13 protein-coding genes are annotated in these 19,688 nt (G+C 45.3%); 9 read left to right on the top strand and 4 right to left on the bottom strand.

The genetic code is table 11. The features are described from left to right. Nucleotides 1-140 precede the first annotated feature (140 nt). Together C1S73_RS03765 and C1S73_RS03760 are read right to left on the bottom strand one after the other, a co-directional pair. Nucleotides 141-2,045 carry an alpha/beta fold hydrolase gene (locus C1S73_RS03765; protein WP_038868723.1) on the bottom strand — a complete coding sequence of 635 codons (1,905 nt, stop codon included), beginning with the start codon at nt 2,043-2,045 and terminating at the stop codon, nt 141-143. 216 nt (nt 2,046-2,261) lie between these two features. Beyond that, nucleotides 2,262-3,701 carry a DUF2867 domain-containing protein gene (locus tag C1S73_RS03760; RefSeq protein WP_038868721.1) on the bottom strand — a complete coding sequence of 480 codons (1,440 nt, stop codon included), beginning with the start codon at nt 3,699-3,701 and terminating at the stop codon, nt 2,262-2,264. 94 nt (nt 3,702-3,795) lie between these two features. On the opposite strand from C1S73_RS03760, the gene C1S73_RS03755 reads away from it, so the two are divergent. The 8 genes from C1S73_RS03755 (at nt 3,796) to fabV (ending at nt 15,842) form a co-directional block, all read left to right on the top strand. Then, nucleotides 3,796-5,172, top strand: coding sequence for an MATE family efflux transporter (locus tag C1S73_RS03755; protein WP_038868720.1), 1,377 nt, complete (start codon nt 3,796-3,798; stop codon nt 5,170-5,172). A gap of 129 nt (nt 5,173-5,301) precedes the next feature. Next, on the top strand, nt 5,302-5,973 hold the full coding sequence (locus C1S73_RS03750) for an ABC transporter ATP-binding protein (protein WP_038868719.1): 672 nt from the start codon (nt 5,302-5,304) through the stop codon (nt 5,971-5,973). Further along, nucleotides 5,954-8,407 (top strand): ABC transporter permease, encoded by a 2,454-nt coding sequence (locus C1S73_RS03745; protein ID WP_038868718.1) that lies wholly within the window; start codon nt 5,954-5,956, stop codon nt 8,405-8,407. Before C1S73_RS03750 ends, C1S73_RS03745 begins: the two co-directional genes overlap by 20 nt. Before the next feature lie 8 nt (nt 8,408-8,415). Next, on the top strand, nt 8,416-9,531 hold the full coding sequence (locus tag C1S73_RS03740; protein ID WP_038868755.1) for a lipocalin-like domain-containing protein: 1,116 nt from the start codon (nt 8,416-8,418) through the stop codon (nt 9,529-9,531). A 330-nt stretch (nt 9,532-9,861) separates the two neighbouring features. Next, nucleotides 9,862-11,031: a Na+/H+ antiporter NhaA gene (gene nhaA / locus C1S73_RS03735; protein ID WP_038868717.1), complete on the top strand. Its 1,170-nt coding sequence runs from the start codon at nt 9,862-9,864 to the stop codon at nt 11,029-11,031. Nucleotides 11,032-11,477: 446 nt separating this feature from the next. Then, complete coding sequence (gene psrA / locus C1S73_RS03730; protein WP_038868716.1) at nt 11,478-12,104, top strand: TetR family transcriptional repressor PsrA; 627 nt, start codon at nt 11,478-11,480, stop codon at nt 12,102-12,104. A gap of 69 nt (nt 12,105-12,173) precedes the next feature. Further along, the gene (locus C1S73_RS03725; protein WP_038868715.1) at nt 12,174-14,459 is read left to right on the top strand and encodes an acyl-CoA dehydrogenase; all 2,286 of its coding nucleotides are present in this window, start codon (nt 12,174-12,176) and stop codon (nt 14,457-14,459) included. Between the two features lie 180 nt (nt 14,460-14,639). Continuing rightward, on the top strand, nt 14,640-15,842 hold the full coding sequence (fabV, locus tag C1S73_RS03720) for an enoyl-ACP reductase FabV (protein ID WP_038868713.1): 1,203 nt from the start codon (nt 14,640-14,642) through the stop codon (nt 15,840-15,842). Between the two features lie 104 nt (nt 15,843-15,946). Here fabV and C1S73_RS03715 read toward each other — a convergent pair whose 3' ends face one another. Further along, nucleotides 15,947-17,629, bottom strand: coding sequence for an aspartate:alanine antiporter (locus C1S73_RS03715; RefSeq protein ID WP_038868712.1), 1,683 nt, complete (start codon nt 17,627-17,629; stop codon nt 15,947-15,949). Between the two features lie 182 nt (nt 17,630-17,811). After that, complete coding sequence (locus C1S73_RS03710) at nt 17,812-18,078, bottom strand: GrxA family glutaredoxin (protein ID WP_005428550.1); 267 nt, start codon at nt 18,076-18,078, stop codon at nt 17,812-17,814. A gap of 359 nt (nt 18,079-18,437) precedes the next feature. On the opposite strand from C1S73_RS03710, the gene C1S73_RS03705 reads away from it, so the two are divergent. Then, nucleotides 18,438-19,676: an iron-containing alcohol dehydrogenase gene (locus tag C1S73_RS03705; RefSeq protein WP_038868711.1), complete on the top strand. Its 1,239-nt coding sequence runs from the start codon at nt 18,438-18,440 to the stop codon at nt 19,674-19,676. Nucleotides 19,677-19,688 lie beyond the last annotated feature (12 nt).

The following is a 19,688-nucleotide window of genomic DNA, read 5'->3' as shown; positions in this document are numbered from 1 at the left end:
TCTCAATAAGTAACCCAGTTTCACCTACAGGTGAGATAAGAACGTTACTTATCGGAGATTACGGCTCTTTAAAGCGTACATACTGTGGTGTGTACGCTTTTTTTGTTTTTGAGGGCATGACATTCACTTCTATCAAGCGATTAAACAAACTTATGGCTGTGATCGTAGAAGTTCATTATCCGTTTTAGGGCCCAATCTCGATATCGGTCGGATTCAATTAAAATGTCATGCCTTGCATGAGGAATGCTTAAAAGCCTTGAACTGGCACAATGCTCATTGAATAAGTCTTGGGCAGGCAACGACACAACGTTATCCCCCTCCGGTTGCACGATTAAAATCGGCGTTTTAATGTCTTTGGCTTGAGCTAAACAATTTTTACCCGCAGCAACGGCTTCGCTAATCCACTTAGGGCTAACACCACCGAGTCTCAAGTTGGGGTGGTTGCTCAACAAATCACTGTAGGCTTTAAAGCGATTAGGGCTACTTGTATGGTCATTGCCTTCAAAGGTTTTAGTCACAAATGCTGTTTGGGTAGGGGCGAAATTCGGTGTTTTCTGAAGTTGACTGATGAGTTTAATGGTGGCCGTTTGAATGCCGCCAACCACTTTGGGTAATTTGATACCAAACATTGGGCTTGTTAGGGCGCAAGCTTTAACGTTGTGATCATAACTCGCGAGGTATTGAGTTGCGACAGCACCTCCCATCGAGTGGGCGAGCATCATAACTTCGTCTTTATGTTGGCTCTCTACAACCTCTTCAAGAAACTGAGCTAAGTCTTCAACATAATGTTCAAATTGGTCCACGTGTCCAAGTTCGCTGTGTTCTGCCAAGCGTTGCGACTCTCCCTGACCTCGATGATCAAAGGAATAGATATTGAAGTATTGGCTGAGTTCGTAAATGACTTCTTTGTACTTCCAAAACGATTCATTTCGCCCCTGAACAATGACTAACGTTCTTGTATGGTTTTGAGGGTTCACGTTAATCCAAGCGATATCATTATTCATCGCACCTTTAAAGTAACCGCTCTTTCTGTTTTGCCATACGTCATCTATTTGATGGTGATAATCCTGCTTATGGTGGCTCAATTCCGAGGTAATGGGGTGATAGCGTTTATAAGGCTTGTGAGGAATATTGAGTTTTCTTCCTATGCTGGTCACAAACAAGCGGCCTAGTTGAGCACCGTGCAAATAATCCGCATCGAGTTGCTTTTTCGTACTCTCAACAACCGAAGATTGTAAGTTCCGCGCTGGAGAAATCTCGTAAATGTTTACATCACCAGGAGGAGAGGCGAGAAAGCGTCGAGTTTGTCGATAAGTTTCTTCGTGTTTGAGCAAAATAGCCGATAGCTCACTCATTGTTTTGGATGGCGCGCGCTTTAGCACGGCTTCTATTAAAGGATGATGCTCGTCAAAGTCTATGGGCATCGTCCGGATTACCACGATGTGTTTGTAACCTCGACGATAAGCTTCTTCAACTGGGATTGGTGCAGATACACCGCCGTCTAACCAACGTGCGCCATTAAACACTACGGGCTTTTTGTGCAGAGCGGGAATCGCACAAGATGCTCTCAGCACATCCTTCCAATTATCAACGGTGACATCAAAACACTCTGTCGTTAGGTTTCGTGCGTGTGTCGCGACGGCGACGACTTGCTTTGTTTTGAGTAAATCAGAACCTTTTTCCCAGTTTAACGGGATGCTTATCTCGGCATTGTCTACTAAAAAATCTAAGTCAAACCCTTCACCATTGAGCAAGTATTTCGTGAGTTTAAAGAACTCAGGGCGTCGTGTTGTTTCTGTGATGATTTTGTAAGCATGCCCTTGATGCCCACAGATATACGAGGCGAGGTTGAGAGAGCCAGCAGAAGTACCAATCAGCAAGTCAAAAGGATTGAAATCAGCATGTAGAAAGGCATCTAACACGCCTGCAGTAAAAATGCCTCGCTGGCCGCCACCTTCTGTCACCAACGCGATCTTATCGACGTGTTGCTGACGAAGCATAAAGTTATCGTGGTGTTTACTGCTAATGATGTATCGATTGCCCATTGTGATTCCAAAATCTGCTTAACGTTATAGTCACTAAGTTCAGAACAAAGCCGGTCTAAAAAGGTATGAGCTAAGAATAATATGGAGATTGTACTGAAATAAATTCAATTAAATTTACAGAGTGTTAATCAATATAGAACCTTTTCAATAGCACTCTCAAATAGCCTTTATCTGCTTTGTTTGAAAGTGCTATGAGCGGCCAACCGCAATGGGGCGTTACTCACGCTCTAGATGCTCTGCTTCTTTGGCGATCGCTTTTACCATACCTTTGAAGATGAATAGGTGTGCTGGCATCATCGCAAACCAGTAAAGCAAACCAGGGAAGCCTTGCGGGTGCCACCATGCGGTGATATCGAATTCGCGCTCTTCGCCATCGTCTTTGATTGTAATTTCTAAACGACCAAGTCCGGGACCTTTCATACCGAAAAACAGTGAGAGGAACTGGTTCTCTTCGCAGCGAATGACCTTCCATGAATCAATGAAATCACCTACTTTGAGCTCTGGCCCCGGTGGTGAAACTCGAATGGGTTTTCCTCCACCAAAGAAGATATCAAGCCACTCTCGGGTGCGCCAAAGGATGTTGGCAAAGTAATAGCCTTTTTCAGGGCTCCCGATCTTTTGTGCGACTTTCCAAAGTGATTCTGAAGAAGCTTTTGTCTTAATGCTTGCTCCTGCTTGTTTTGGATAATAGCCGTAGCCTGGTTGCCAACGTTTGAGAGCTGCTGGTTCAAACCCCCATACGTTACTACGCACAAAAGTTCCCTCTGTAGCGATGGTGTCCGCTACGGACTGTTCATAGCTGATTAACTCTTGTGGAAATCGTTCGTGAATGGCTTTGGTATTGGCAATGTAATCGTGCTCTAAACCAGCAAGCAGCGCTTTACCAATACTTGTGGGAACTGACGTCACAATGGCTAACCAATACGATGCCATTTTGGGTGTTAGCAGTGGCGTTGACCACAGTCTGTAAGGTTTCTTCGTTATTTTACAAATGACTTCAAATTGCTCGCGATAACTTAATGTATCCGGCCCACCAACTTCATAGATTTCACTTTCTGTTGGTTTGGTTTCTGCCAGTTCCAGCAAATAGTGATTGAGGTTGGGTAGGGCGATTGGGTTAGCTTTGGAGTCGACCCACTTAGGCGCAATCAGAATCGGCAGGTTATAGACGAAGTCACGCATGATCTCGAATGCCGCAGACCCTGGCCCAATAATCACGCCTGCGCGAAGCTCGGTAACAGGAACACCGGCTTGACGAATGATCTTCCCCGTCGCTTTACGTGCTGCTAAGTGTTGAGAGTTGCCGGTTTGAGGCTGAATCGCACTCAAATAGATCACGTGTTCTACGCGACTTTTCTCAAGCGCATTTTTAAAGTTCTCTGCGAGGTTTAACTCGTACTCAACAAAGTCGTGACCTTGTGCCATACCATGCACAAGGAAGAACACCAAATCAAAATCATTTACGACTTCAAGCGTCGCTTCTGCGTCTGCGAGGTCTAAATAAGTGAGAGTGAGATTAGGGTGTGGCTGAGTTCGAGATTCTAAATAGTCAATATGACGAGCTGCTGCAGTGACAATGTAACCTTTATCGATCAGTTGTGGAAGAAGTTGAGAGCCTATGTAGCCGGAAGCCCCGAGTACCAACACCTTTTTCATTATGAATCCTTTTATTACTGGTGGATTAGTCACCACTGGGTATAATCATGAGACACTTTTCCCGTTCTATCAATAAGTTGTCGTCGGAGCGAGCATGACTTTTTTCTCACAATTGGTTATTCATGCTGATAAGTCGTTTTTACGTCGACTATTTGCCATCGCATTACCCATAACTTTACAGAGCATGATGTTCTCCAGCCGAAGCTTGGTGGACGTACTGATGCTCGGTCAATTGGGAGAGGCTGAAATTGCTGCGGTCGGCGTTGCGGCAAGAGCGACATTCGTTACGACCATCATGCTCCTTGGCGTCACAACCGGCGGGGCGTTGTTAACAGCGCAGTACTGGGGAGCGGGAAACAAAGTAGGTGTAAGGCAAAGTACGTCGTTGACGTGGATGATCTCCATGGTTTTCGCTGCCCTTACGGTGGTGTTGTTCGTTCTGTTCCCAGAACCAATCATGCGCCTGACAACGGATTCGGAAGAGGTGATTCGACTTGGTGCTGATTATCTCGTTATTTCATCGGTTAGTATGTTTGCTGTAGCCTGTGTCGCAAGTATGGCTGTCGGTCTTCGAGCCATGCATCAACCCGGGCTTAGCACCTTTTTCAGTGGCATCGGCATTCTGTCCAACATCTTCCTTAACTGGGTGCTCATTTTTGGTCAATTTGGCTTTCCTGCGATGGGTATTAAAGGGGCTGCCATTGCAACCGTTATCAGTGGTGCTATTGAAGTAACTTGTTTATTCAGTTACCTGTGGTTTAAAAAACACATCATTGCGTTTTGTCTGGATGATATTCGTGCCAGCTTGGTGTTGGATAAAATTACACGTTTCTTGAAGCTCTCTCTTCCGACCACATTTAACTTCCTTGCTTGGGCGGGTGGTTTGTTTGCCTATCATGCGATTATGGGGCAAGCAGGCGTTCAAGGTTTAGCGGCATTGTCAGTAATGACGCCGGTAGAGTCAATTGCTCTAGCTATGATGATTGGTTCATCTAACGCTGCTGCAGTATTGGTGGGCAATCAATTGGGAGCGAAGAACTTTGGCCCTGTCTATTATCAAGCTTGGGCGACGGTGATCCTCAATGTGGCGATTGCTATCGTGGTGGCGATTTTACTTCTGTTTTCTAACCAACTTATTCTCGACGCCTTCAGTGCGTTGACACCAGAAACGCGCCACCTAGCTGAACAGTTTATGGTGATTCTTGCCGTCGGCGTGGTTCTTCGCTCTGTTCCTATGATGGCCATTGTCGGTGTGCTTCGTGCGGGTGGGGATGTGAAGTTCTGCTTGTACCAAGATCTGATTGCGCAATGGGTGATTAGCATTCCTCTTGCCGCCTTTGGTGCTATCTACCTAGGCTTTGAACCACAATGGGTTTACTTATTGTTTCTAACCGAGGAAGTGGTTAAGTGGGGGACATGTTTACACCGCATGGCGAGTAAGAAATGGATGAAAAATTTGATCGATGCTTAAGAAGGGTCGCGAGACAAGTTGCATTTGTAGTCTGATAGTGTGATCAACTATTCAAATTACTTCCTACCAACCGGATTTTAGTGTAGATTCTGATTCCAATTTTTAAACACCATTTGAGCGGCAAAATCAATGTTGAAACTGTCAGACCTATGTAAAGGCTATGTAGACGGGGGCGAATTTCATCCTGTACTACAAGGGGCAGAATTAACATTACAACAGGGTGAACAAGTTGCATTAATGGGAGAGAGTGGTTCTGGTAAGAGTACACTCCTTAATTTAATTGCAGGCCTTGATATCGCTGACTCTGGTGAAATTCAATACCCAAGTTTCGCGATGCACAGTGCTCCAGAGCGCTTAAGAACACTTTATCGTCGAAACAACATCGGCAACATCTTTCAGCAATTCAACCTGCTGCCTACTTTGAATATTGCAGATAACATCCGTTTCTGTCGCCAGTTAAAAGGCTTGCCTGAAGACAAAGGTTTATGGCGCCAAATTCTCTCTGCACTCGATCTTATGCCGCTTTTAGGGCGTTATCCAGAAGAGGTATCAGGTGGACAGCAGCAGCGCGCTGCGATTGCTCGTGCGCTGTATATGGAGCCGAAGATCTTACTTGCCGATGAGCCGACTGGTAGCTTAGATGAACGAAATGCTGAAGCGGTAATGCGCTTGTTGACCAGCCTTGCTCGTCAGCTTGAGTGTACGCTGTTGTTGGTGACGCACAGTGAAAAGGTCGCTGAGCACATGGAAGGCCGCATTCGTCTTCAAGGAGGGCAATTGCATGTTATGGCCCGTAGTTAAGGCGCTACTCGGTCATTACCGTCGTTACCCACTTCAAATTATTCTTGTTTGGCTTGGTTTAACCCTCGGAGTATCACTCCTTGTTGGTGTGACTTCAATTAACCAACACGCGAAACAGAGCTACGAAACTGGTGAGAAACTTTTTTCCAACCCTTTGCCTTACCGTATTCGTACTAAACACTCTGCAAACAAAATTCCTCAAGGCTTTTATATCCAGCTTCGTCGTGCTGGTTTTAATCAATGCGCACCATTTGATGTTCTACATTTAGACACCAACACCGATCTAAGTTTGATGCTAGTGGGGGTTGACCCTGTTGCATTGCTGCCGCTACAGCAAGGTAAATCGCTTAAAGATCTTCCAATGTTGACGTTAATGAAGCCGCCATATCCAATCTTAGTCAGCCAAGATTTAGCTGCACATATGTCATGGAGTAATGGGGACTTTATTACACTGAATGATGGCAGTCAGCTCGGACCTTTGAAGGTTGATAGTGACAACTTGCTTTCTGGTACGCGTTTAGTCACGGACATCTCTCTATTAAGAATGCTGCAACGCAGTTCAGGATTGTCTGCGATTGCTTGTGGTGAAATGCCAGAGGAAAAAGTTCTGGCGCTAAAAAACATGCTACCTAATGGCATGACGTTGGTGCGCAATAGCCGAACAGAGTTAGAATCGCTTACTAAAGCATTCCACATGAATTTAACGGCCATGGGAATGTTGTCCTTCCTTGTTGGTTTGTTTATCTTCTATCAAGCAATGTCTCTGTCTTTTATCCAACGTCAACGTTTAGTTGGTATTCTTCGCCAAACGGGCGTGAATGGCATGCAGCTCGCACAGGCATTGATGTTAGAACTGACCATTCTAGTTTTGGTTGCATGGGCTTGTGGTAACTTCTTCGGGTTGATCTTAGCGAATGAACTGATTCCTGCAGTGTCATCCAGCTTAAGTGATTTATACGATGCCAACGTTGGTCTCACCATTGGTTGGTCATGGGAATCGAGTTTATATAGCTTGGCAATGTCGGCGTTGGGCGCTCTGATTTCTTGTTTATGGCCTTTGATTCGTTTGTTGAAATCACAACCCATCCGTCTTTCTTCTCGTTTATCTTTGATGCGCTTTGCTGGACGTGAATTCTCTTGGCAGGCGTTTGCTGCTTGTGCTTTTTGTGTGGCGGCCGTTGCGGTTTATCAAGCTCCAAGAACGCAAGAGTCAGGTTTTGCTATCATCGCGCTAATGTTGATCAGCGTGGCGTTGTTTATGCCATTTTTGATGTGGCATATGTTCCAAAGTTTCTCTTATTCATTACGTTGGGTTCGTGTCCGTTGGTTCTTCGCTGATGCGGCGGCAAGCATGAGTTACCGGGGTGTTGCTACGATGGCCTTTATGCTGGCACTTGCGGCGAACATTGGTGTTGAGACCATGGTAGGCAGTTTCCGTGATACGACCGACAAATGGTTGAGCCAACGTCTTGCTGCAGATATCTACATCTACCCTACGAACAACTCAGCAGCTCGCATGAGTGCTTGGTTAAAAGAACAACCAGAGGTCGATACCGTTTGGTGGCGTTGGGAAAAAGATGTGCCTACGGAACGTGGAGCGCTTCAAGTAGTGAGTACAGGGGCTTCGGAAGGGGAACTTGATTCACTCACAGTAAAACTTGGCGTGCCTAATTATTGGTATCACTTACATCATTCAAAAAGTCTGATGGTCAGTGAGTCTATGGCATTGAAGCTCGACATTCGCCCTGGTGACTATATTGATCTTCAGCCACCGTTAGGGGGAGGGTGGCAAGTTGTTGGGGTGTACTACGACTATGGCAACCCCTACAACCAAGTGATGATGTCGCACCGAAATTGGCTGTATGCTTTTGCGGGCTCAGGTAACGTTGGACTTGGCGTTTTACTTGAAGACAATGTTAATGGCGAAGGTTTGAAACGTCGCTTAGAAAACGTGTTCCGCTTGTCACAAGACCGAGTCTTCGACAACAACAATATCTATAACCAAGCCATGAGAGTGTTTGACCACACCTTTGCGATTGCAGGCACACTAGGCAACATTACATTGATTATTGCTGTGTTTGGCTTGTTCTTTGCCACCCTTGCTGGCGAGTTTTCACGGCAAAGGCACTTTTCTTTACTTCGTTGTATGGGCGTGTCGGGTAAAGAGCTTGTCCTCCTTGGTGGGTTACAGTTGTTTGCTTTTGGTATGATCTCCGCCATTATTGCCGTCCCGCTCGGATTAGCGTTGGCACATTTGATTGTTGATATCATTATTAAGCAATCTTTTGGCTGGTCTTTAGAGTTGCAAACGATCCCTTGGGAGTATGTTCAGACGATTGCTTGGGCGATGTTTGCCATCATGATCGCGGGGGCATTGCCAGTGATCAGAATGATTAAGAGTACTCCGATGAAGTCGTTGAGGGATGCTCTGTGACGAAGAATATGAAGCCGAAAAAGATCTTCTCGATATCAGTGTTGGTGTTTATTGCTTTCATTGCATTAACGGGTGCGACACTGTATTTCACCCATTGGGCCGAAGCGACGGCAACGAAAGAGAGTGACATTAGCGCAGTACTACAAAGAGAAAGCAAAACGATCTTTGAACCAGTGTTGCCAGATGAACATGTCTCGCTTCCGCAGGATTTTCGCTTCCATCCAGATTATCAACATGAATGGTGGAATTACTTTGCCAAATTACAAGATAAGCATGGCAAGGTTTACAACGTTCAATGGAGCTACTTTAGAGTTGCAACAGATGAGCGTGATACCAGAGGTTGGCAAAATCCACAGCTTTTTATCTCCCATATTGTGATTAGCAATGGCTCTAAAGTATGGAAAGAACAAAGAGTGGCGCGTGGTGGCATTGGACAAGCTGGAATGACAAATCGCCCGTTCCGTCTGTGGATAGATAATTGGACGTGGCGAGCGTTAGGTTCTACGCCCTTTCCGGGTAACTTAGAGGTGACAACGGATACCTTTGGTATGGATTTAAATACCACTACTAGCGGCCCGTTCGTCGTGAATGGCGATAAAGGCTTTCAAGTTAAGCACGCGCTCCAATCTGTCGCATCCTTTAGCTTCAGTGCGCCTTTCTTAAATGTAAAAGGCAACCTAACCTTAAATGGTCGGGATATTGAAGTGACAGGGGCTGCGTGGACGCAAAAAGAGTGGGGTAGTGGCCTAATCGGTGAAGGACAACAAGGCTGGGACTGGTTTGTTTTCAATCTTGATGATGGGCGAGCACTTACGGTGAGTCGCTATCGTCATCATGGACAGGTTCCCCATCTGTTTGGCACTTTAGCGACACGTTCCGGTAAGGTGATCAACTTAACTGAGAAAGAATTAACCATGACACCTTTGCAGGTCACTGGCTTATCAAACGGAAGAAGGCTACCGCTGCAATGGATCATTAATGTCCCCGAGCACAACATCAATTTGACGACGAGAATCATAAAATCGGACATGTGGCTTCCGTTTGTGATCCCTTATTGGGAAGGGCCGATACTCGCATCGGGTTCCAATGAGGCGTGGGGATTTATGCAACTCACCGGTTACTAAAAAGAACAGAAAGCCACCTCATCAAAGGTGGCTTTTTTGTCGTTGAAACACGCAGTTTTCGTCGTAAAACTGCATGTTAATCACGAAAATCAGTCACATATTATACTAAGTTAATAGTAATCTATGTGAATACATAGACTTATAGGGAGATTGTCAGGTCTTGTAAATTTATATGTTCTTGTTGAAAAATACGATGTGTCGTAAAGAATACATCGGAAAAATCGAAGTTTATACTCTGAACAAGCGATTATTCTAAAATTTTCAGCAGCTATACACTCTCATCATTCTTTGTTAATCGTTTATTAAGATAATAAATATAAGGGCGAAATCATGAACGATGTCATTCGTGACTTTTTCAAAATGGAATCCGCTGGTGGTATTCTTCTGGTAATTGCTGCGGCAATTGCGATGACCATTGCTAACACCCCACTTGGCGAAACTTATCAAGCTATGCTGCATACTTATGTATTTGGTATGTCAGTTTCTCACTGGATCAACGATGGCCTTATGGCTGTGTTCTTCCTACTAATCGGTCTTGAAGTAAAGCGTGAGCTTCTTGAAGGCGCACTAAAATCGAAAGAAACCGCAATCTTCCCGGCAATTGCTGCGGTTGGCGGCATGTTGGCTCCTGCACTTGTTTACGTTGCTTTCAATGCTGGCGACCCTGAAGCGATCTCTGGTTGGGCAATTCCAGCGGCGACAGATATCGCATTTGCGCTTGGTATCATGGCGTTATTAGGTAAACGTGTGCCAATCGCTTTGAAGGTGTTCCTGCTTGCACTTGCAATCATTGATGACCTTGGTGTTGTTGTGATCATCGCGTTGTTCTACACCGGTGACCTATCAACAATGGCCTTGTTAGTTGGTTTTGCGATGACTGGCTTGCTCTTTATGCTGAATGCAAAAGGGGTGACTAAGCTAACACCGTATATGATCGTTGGTGCTATTCTCTGGTTCGCGGTTCTGAAATCTGGTGTCCATGCAACATTGGCAGGTGTGGTGATCGGTTTTGCTATTCCACTGAAAGGTAAGCAGGGTGAACACTCTCCACTAAAACACATGGAGCATGCACTTCACCCATATGTAGCATTCGGTATTCTTCCTCTATTCGCGTTCGCAAACGCAGGTATCTCATTAGAGGGTGTATCGATGTCAGGTCTGACTTCAATGTTGCCATTAGGTATTGCACTGGGTCTGTTGGTTGGTAAACCTCTGGGTATCTTCACATTCAGTTGGGCGGCAGTGAAACTAGGTATTGCTAAGCTGCCGAAAGGCGTGAACTTTATGCATATCTTTGCGGTGTCAGTGTTGTGTGGTATCGGCTTTACGATGTCTATCTTCATCTCATCATTGGCGTTTGCAAACGTGAGTCCTGAGTTTGACACTTATGCTCGACTAGGCATCTTGATGGGCTCTACCACTGCCGCTGTACTTGGCTATGCGTTACTGCACTTCTCGTTGCCAAAGCAGGCGTCAGAAGAGGTTGCTGAGGAATACTAAAGCGAACCGCTTTTAGAGCAGCAATTTGAAATATGAAAACCTCTCAATTGAGAGGTTTTTTTATATCTTGGATTTACTATTTGCTAGTGCATAGCGGGGAACGACAGACGAAAAAAAGCCCAGAAGAAAATTTATCTGGGCGGATACAAACATAGGAGTTAATAAGAAAAAGCAGCAATGTAACAACCAGAAAGAAACAAGTTTGACGGCCTGAAAAACTTTAAATGCCCTAGTTGTTACAGTAATTCAGACCGAGCTAATTCAATTCAGTTCCATTTTTTTTAGAAGTTTTTTTCACAAAATAATATTCGCTTTAAATTCATTCCTTTACGCCTGCACTTTCTATGTCTGGTCAGACCAATGCTTGAAAATGTGATGTTAATCATTTGTTAATCTGTCGTTTCGGGAGTATATTTTCAAACAGTTGTTTAATACGAGTGATTGAAATGGCCCCGAGAAGTACAACAAAAGAAAAAATACTCGATGTAGCAGAAGGACTATTTGCAGAATACGGCTTCAATGACACATCACTAAGAACCATTACTGGTAAGGCGAACGTAAACCTTGCTTCGGTAAACTACCATTTTGGCGATAAAAAGACGCTCGTTAGAGCCGTTTTAGACCGCTATTTAGAAGCGTTAATGCCGAGCATTAAAACATCTCTGATAGAGCTAAACACCCGTGACGATTACAACATGGATGAGGTATTCGAATCGTTGCGCTTACCCTTACGGGCGTTAAATGATGTGCGACCAAACGGTACTGCCTTGTTTATGTTGTTGATAGGGCGAGGTTACACCGATGTGCAGGGGCACTTGCGCTGGTTTATCAGCACCAGATATGACGAAGTGCTGAAGTTGTTTATGTTCTCCATAGGCAAAGCAAACCCTGAACTAACAGAAGAACAGCTTTTTTGGCGATTACACTTTACCCTTGGAACTTGTGTTTTCACCATGGCATCTAGTCAAGCGCTAACGGAAATTGCGGAAAGTAAATTCCAAAAAGACGTCGATGCGAAGTCTGTCGTCGACCTACTGATTCCATACCTGTCGGCAGGAATGTCCGCCAAGTAAACCTAATTAAATAAATAAAAAAGAAAAGTGAAAGCCGCGAGCGGTAATGTGAACAAAAGGATCTGAACTATGAGCTCTCTACGAAGAAAATGGATTAGTGACCCAGCATTTAAAATGTTTAAGAAAGTACTGCCACCATTGTCGAGTACGGAAAAAGAGGCAATGGAAGCCGGTAGTGTATGGTGGGATGCCGAGTTGTTTTCTGGCAAGCCTAACTTTACAACGCTTCATCACTACCCAAAACCAGCACTGACGTCTGAAGAACAAGCCTTCATGGACAATGAACTTGAGACGTTACTTGAAATGCTAAACGATCAGCAGATCGTAAAAGATAACCGTGATCTACCACCTGAAGTCTGGGAGTTCTTACGTAAAGAGCGTTTCTTCTCCCTGATCATTTCGAAAGAATACGGCGGCCGAGAGTTTTCTGCACTTGCAAACTCAACCATCGTATCTCGTATTGCCACACGAAGCATCAGCGCAGCCGTATCAGTCATGGTGCCAAACTCTCTTGGCCCAGGTGAGCTACTTTCTCACTATGGTACTCAAGAGCAAAAAGACTACTGGCTACCACGTCTCGCTGACGGTACGGATATTCCATGTTTTGCCTTAACCGGCCCTGAAGCTGGCTCAGATGCAGGCGGTATTCCAGACCAAGGCGTAGTTTGTTACGGCACGCACGAGGGTGAAGAAGTTCTTGGTATCCGTGTTAGTTGGAATAAGCGTTATATTACCCTAGCACCTGTTGCGACTGTTCTTGGTCTCGCATTCAAACTTCAAGACCCAGATGGCCTGCTTGGCGACAAGAAAGATGTGGGTATTACCTGTGCATTGATTCCTGCTGATCACGAAGGTGTGGAAATTGGTGAGCGTCACGATCCGCTCGGTTCTGCGTTTATGAACGGTCCAACACGTGGTAACGATGTGTTCATTCCTATGGACTGGCTAATTGGTGGCTCAGAGTACGCGGGTAAAGGTTGGCGTATGTTGGTGGAATGTTTGTCGGCAGGACGTGGTATTTCCCTTCCTGCGCTCGGCACCGCGATCGGTCACCTTACCACACGAACCACAGGCGCTTACGCATATGTCCGTAAACAGTTTGGTATGTCCATTGGTAAATTTGAAGGTGTTGCTGAGGCGATGGGACGCATTGGTGGTTTAACTTATCTACTTGAAGCAACACGTACTTTGACGACGACGTCTCTTGATATGAAAGAGAAACCAGGCATCGTGACAGCTATTGCTAAATACCACATGACGGAAATGGCCCGTACTATCCTGAACGATTCTTTCGATATCCATGCGGGACGCGCGATTCAAGATGGTCCAATGAACTACCTAGCGAAGCATTATCTAGGCATTCCTGTTGCTATCACCGTCGAAGGTGCAAATATTTTGACTCGCAACCTAATGATTTTCGGTCAAGGTGCGACACGTTGTCATCCATACGTACTGAAAGAGATGGAAGCAGCGGCCAACCCAGATTCGAAAGAAGGTGCGAAAGAGTTTGATGATCTGCTGTTTAAGCACATTAAACATGCCACGGGTAACACCTTTGGCGCACTTGGCGCAGCGCTAACTGGTTCTCGTTTTGTTAAGGCGCACATGAGCGGCCCTACGCAGCAATATTACAAGGACATTACTCGTCTAAGCCGTGCGCTAGCCGTAAGTGCTGACTTTGCGATGCTGACGCTTGGCGGTGATTTAAAACGTAAAGAGATGATCTCTGCTCGTTTGGGTGATGGCCTAAGCTACCTGTATATGGCATCAGCCGCGTTGAAGAAGTACGAAGATGAAGGTCGACAACAGGGTGATCTAAACTTTGTCCATTACGCGGTACAGCACTGCTTATACAATGCGTCTAAGTCACTGAATGAAGCGTACTCAAACTTCCCTGTGAAATACGTAGGTGGTGTCCTTAAAGGCTTGTTATTCCCACTTGGTAATCACTTCAAAGCACCGAGTGATGAACTGTGTGTAGGTCTGGCAGAGGCTATGATGACCCCAGGCGCTCAGCGTGACCGTCTGACGCACCTTTGTTACATCGGTAAAGGCGAAGACGACAGTGTGGGTTTGATGGAGCGTGCATTTTTAGCGATGTATGACGTTAAGCCATTAGAGCGCAAACTGATGAAGGCGGCTAAAGATGGCAAAGTTGCACGTAAAGGTCTACTACATGACCGCCTACAGCAAGCGTTTGAAGAAGGTGTGTTAACTGAGCAAGAAATAGATCAGATTATGGCGGCGGATAAGCTGCGTTACAAAGCAATTCAAGTTGACCACTTTAGCCATGACTTCTCAGAAGTTCGTACTAATGTGACGACGAAAAAATCGCATTTGAATTCAGCGGCATAACGTCCACACTAAAATGTTCGAAATAAGCACCTCAGCCGAGGTGCTTATTTGTTTCTATCGGTCATAAATGATGCTGTGAGTGCTCCAACCACTTGCATTTTCGCAGCATTTTTACAGAAATTAGGTGCGAATTAGGGCTGAACCTTTTATCCTAGCAACGTTTTTTAAAGGAAGTTGAATATGATCATCAAACCTAGAATTCGTGGATTTATCTGTACTACTACGCACCCAGTGGGTTGTGAAGCTAACGTAAAAGAACAAATTGCTTACACTAAAGCACAAGGCCCAATTAAAAACGCTCCAAAACGCGTTCTCGTTGTGGGTGCATCAAGTGGCTACGGCCTATCTTCTCGTATCGCTGCGGCATTTGGTGGCGATGCTTCAACTATCGGTGTTTTCTTCGAAAAAGAAGGCACGGAGAAGAAGCCAGGTACAGCAGGTTTTTACAATTCTGTTGCATTTGAAAAGCTAGCTCGTGAAGAGGGTCTATACGCGAAAAGCCTAAACGGTGACGCGTTCTCAAATGAAGCAAAACAGAAAACGATCGATCTGATCAAAGAAGACCTTGGTCAGGTAGATATGGTGGTTTACTCACTGGCTTCTCCAGTACGTAAAATGCCAGAAACGGGTGAACTGATTCGTTCAGCACTTAAGCCTATCGGTGAGACATACACGTCGACCGCTGTTGATACCAACAAAGACGTCATCATCGAAGCAAGCGTAGAGCCTGCAACTGAGCAAGAAATCCAAGATACAATAACCGTGATGGGCGGTGAAGATTGGGAACTATGGATTAATGCACTATCAGACGCTGGCGTGCTGGCAGATGGCTGTAAAACAGTCGCATACAGCTACATCGGTACTGAGCTAACTTGGCCGATCTACTGGGATGGCGCTCTAGGTAAAGCGAAAATGGACCTAGATCGTGCATCAGCAGCACTAAACGAGAAACTGTCTGCAACTGGCGGTAGCGCAAACGTAGCGGTACTTAAGTCTGTTGTGACTCAAGCAAGTTCTGCAATTCCTGTAATGCCTCTATATATCGCAATGGTATTCAAGAAAATGCGCGAAGAAGGCGTACATGAAGGTTGTATGGAACAAATCTTCCGCATGTTCAGTCAACGTCTTTACAAAGAAGACGGCAGCGCTGCAGAAGTAGATGAAGTGAACCGCCTACGTCTGGATGATTGGGAACTGCGTGAAGACATCCAACAACACTGTCGTGACCTATGGCCACAGATCACGTCTGAAAACCTAAAAGAGCTAACTGACTACGTTGAGTACAAAGAAGAGTTCTTGAAGCTATTCGGCTTTGGCGTTGACGGTGTGGATTACGAAGCAGACGTGAACCCAGCAGTAGAAACAGATTTCACACAAATCTAATCGTTTCTAGCGGAATTGAAAAAGGCGCTCAATGAGCGCCTTTTTTCTGTCTAGAATCTTTGAATAAGGAGCGCTAACTGATCTGTAACGCTCATTCATTGTGATTAACTCAGAATAATCAGAATGGTACCAGCTAAGGTCATCAAGATATTGGCTATCGCGTACGTACCTGCGTAACCAAGCGCAGGAATTGTCGACTTAGCGTATTCGTTCACTACGTCCATTGCTGGAGCACACGTACGAGCTCCGATAATAGCACCAAAGAGTAGGGCACGGTTCATCTTAAGCACGTAAGCGCCAACTAGATATGCAAGAACAACCGGCACTACGCTTACAATAAATGCTAAACCAATGATCTGTGGACCAACTTGAGTCAAGTGCTCGAACATCTTGCCACCAGCACTTAAGCCTATTCCGACCATAAAGAACATCAAACCTAAATCTTTGACCATATTTAACGCCCCTTGCGGAACATAACCGAAAGTAGGGTGGTTTGCTCGTAGGAAGCCCAGCGTGATGCCTGAAAGTAATAGGCCGACTGCGTTACCTAAGCTGAATGACACTTGACCAAACGTCATGGTCACCAAGCCAAACATAATGCCCAGAATAAAGAAGCTACAAAACGCGAGTAAATCTGCCATTTGGCTGTGGATCGAGATGAAACCGATTTTCTCAGCGAGACCATGTACACGGCTCTTTTCACCACTCACCTGAAGGACATCACCTTTAGCGAGAACAATGTCTAAATCCATCGGCATTTCAATTTGAGCACGCACTACGCGGTTTAAGAAACAGCCGAATTCAGATAGGTTCAAATCAGACAAGCGTTTGCCTGCAATGGCATCGCTCTTAACCACGATCTCTTCTTCGACTATTCGAAGGTCAAGCAGGTTTCGGTCGAATACTTCTTTACCGTTGCGGAAGCTAGGGTCAAGACGCGCATGGCTGTCTGGGAAACCTACTAGTGCGATTTCGTCACCTTCTTGCAGGATTGCATCACCGTCTGGGTGGGCAAGAATGCCGTTACGACGAATACGTTCTATGTAACAACCCGTCTGGCGGTAAATGCCCAACTCACGAAGGTTCTTACCATCTGTCCAGTCAATCAGCTCAGGGCCAACACGGTACGCACGGATAATGGGTAAATACACCTTTCTTTGACTAGAACTCCCTAAGCCGCGTTCTTGTGCGATTTGTTGAGCTGAGTCGGATAGGTTTTGTTTTTGCAATTTAGGCAGCAGTTTGGCAAACATGATCATGCTGATCAAACCGACCAGATAAGCCATGGCATAACCAACCGATAGATTTTCTAATACGAGAGAAAAATCCATGTTACGCGGAATGGTAGCAAGACCAGAGTTTAATGCATCTTGTGCACCTACCAGAACAGGCGTTGCGGTAAGGGCACCCGCCATCATACCGGCAGATAAGCCAAAATCTAGGCCCATATAATGGCTACAGAAATAAGTTAAGCCGACAGCCGAGACCAACACGGTCATGCTCAAAATGAAGTAATGCTTACCATCTCGGAAGAAGATACCGAAGAAGTTAGGCCCAGCTTCGATACCTACACAGTAGATAAACAGCATAAAGCCAATCGTTAGCGCTTCTGCGTTAAATGAGAAGCCGAGGTGTCCCATGATAAGCGAGGTAATGAGCACGCCAATAGAGTTGCCTAACTGCAGCTTTCCAAAGCGAATTTTGCCAATGGCAAGACCAATTGCTAATACGACGAAGATTAGAAGAATGGGGTTTTGTTCAAGAAGATGTACGACGTCTATGTTCACTGTGTGGCTCGGTAAAGTGTGTGCCAAAGAAAAAGATTAAGAATTGCGAATTGTAACTAAATATAGCAAAAAGATAAGTGAATTTTTTTAGGTTTTACTATTACTTGACGTAAGGGAATAACATTTTGAATACATAATAAAAAAGCCGCTACTAGCGGCTTTTAAAAATTCAGTTATTCGAATTACTCGTCGAATAGACCTAGGTGCTCTTTTGCGTAAGCTTCAAAGTCATCACAACCACCGATGTGCGTTTGGTCGATGAAGATTTGAGGAACAGTTTCTACTGGCTTACCAACTGTTTTCTCTAGGTCAGCTTTAGAAATCCCTTCAGCGTGGATGTCTACGTAACGGTAGTTGAAATCATCACGTTTTGCCTTAAGTGTTTCAGCGTGCTCTTTAGCACGTACACAGAAAGGACATGCAGGGCGACCAAAGATAACTACGAACATAATCTTATTTCTCCTAAATCTATTCTTATTGAAAGCGAACGAAAACGTCAATGCTGCGATTCGCTCTCGTATGTTGGGACAACTATGCCCGATCCAGAACCGGAAATAAAGCAGCAAATGCCTCTTGTTTCGATAGGCGAAATCTATCGTATAAAAACTAAACACGCACTAAGCTTAAAGCCAAGAAAAGTCACTTTTAGAACAAAAGTTAATCGATCTTTGGGCTTAGCTAACTCTGTGAAGTGACGCATAAAAACACACATTTTGAAGGGTTAATGGCGGCAAGGTGCACTCGGTCAACTTTTTTTTGCGCAAAGCATAGCAATCTAGTGTGAGTTGTTGTTTTGGGGAGGAAGTGTATGTTTCAGTTTATGACTGCGACACGGATTATCTTCGGCGAGGGAGCGCTCCAATCTTCGCTGTCTGTAATCAATCAATTTGGCTATAGCGTTTTACTGGTCACTGGTAAAGACACGCAACGAGCCACACCTATCATTAATTATCTAAAAGCGCAGAACATGCGCTATCAACACGTCGCCATCAATGGTGAACCCAATATCACCATGGTGGAAGAAACTGCCGTGCTTGGGCGCAAGTTTCAACCAGACATGGTCATTGCGATTGGCGGGGGCAGTGTCATTGATATGGGGAAAGCGCTCGCTGCTATTATCCCAAATCAAGGGGATGTGTATGACTACGTTGAAGTTGTTGGTCGAAACGTCCCACTAAAAACCAACCCGATTCATTTTATTGCTATCCCTACCACGGCAAGCACAGGTTCCGAAGTGACTCGTAACGCAGTGCTCAAATCTGGGCAAGACCAAGTCAAGGTTAGTTTACGCAGTCCGGAGATGTTAGCGGATGTCGCTATTGTGGATCCCACCTTAACTTATGGTACGGATCAATACACATCTGGAAGGGGAGCGATGGATGCTTTCACTCATTTGATGGAAGCGTATGTCTGCGGTGACCCTAACCCTTTAACTGACATGGTGTGCGAAGAGGGGCTCAGACGGCTAAGCCGCTCTGTCATAGCTGGTTGTAAGCAAGATAATCATAAGGCGAGATCAGATTTGTCTTTCGCAGCCTTGTTGGGAGGTATGGCGATCACTAATGCTAAACTAGGTGCTGCGCATGGTTTAGCTTCGGCATTAGGTGGAAAGTTAGATGCCCCCCATAGTGTGATTACTGCAAGGTTGGCGCCGCACGTAATGCAAGAGAACATAAAGGCAGCAAAGCAAGCGGGCAGAGCGGATGTGATCAGTCGCTATAGGAGGTTGGCACAACTTGTCACGGATAGAACGAATGCTAATGAACATGACGGTGTGCTATGGGTGAAAATGGTGCTCGATAAACTTGAGTTGCCTCATCTTGGTAACTTTGGAGTTTGCCAAACCTCTTTTGAACAAGTGGCCGATGACGCCCTCATGTCCGTTGCTATTAAAGGAAATCCTCTTCCGCTCAATCAAGACCGATTAGTCTATATCTTACGTCAAGTGTGCGATTGTAGCGGGGAATGCATGGAAGAAAGCAAGCTTCATGCTAGTTCAGTTGAAATTCTTGAATCACACTCAGATCTCTCTAGTGTCAACGATTGACTGAGATAGCGA

Source organism: Vibrio jasicida 090810c (genome assembly GCF_002887615.1).
Classification (GTDB): Bacteria; Pseudomonadota; Gammaproteobacteria; order Enterobacterales; family Vibrionaceae; genus Vibrio; species Vibrio jasicida.
Note: the sequence above shows the minus strand (reverse complement) of the source record. Positions and strands in the feature narration are given on the sequence as shown.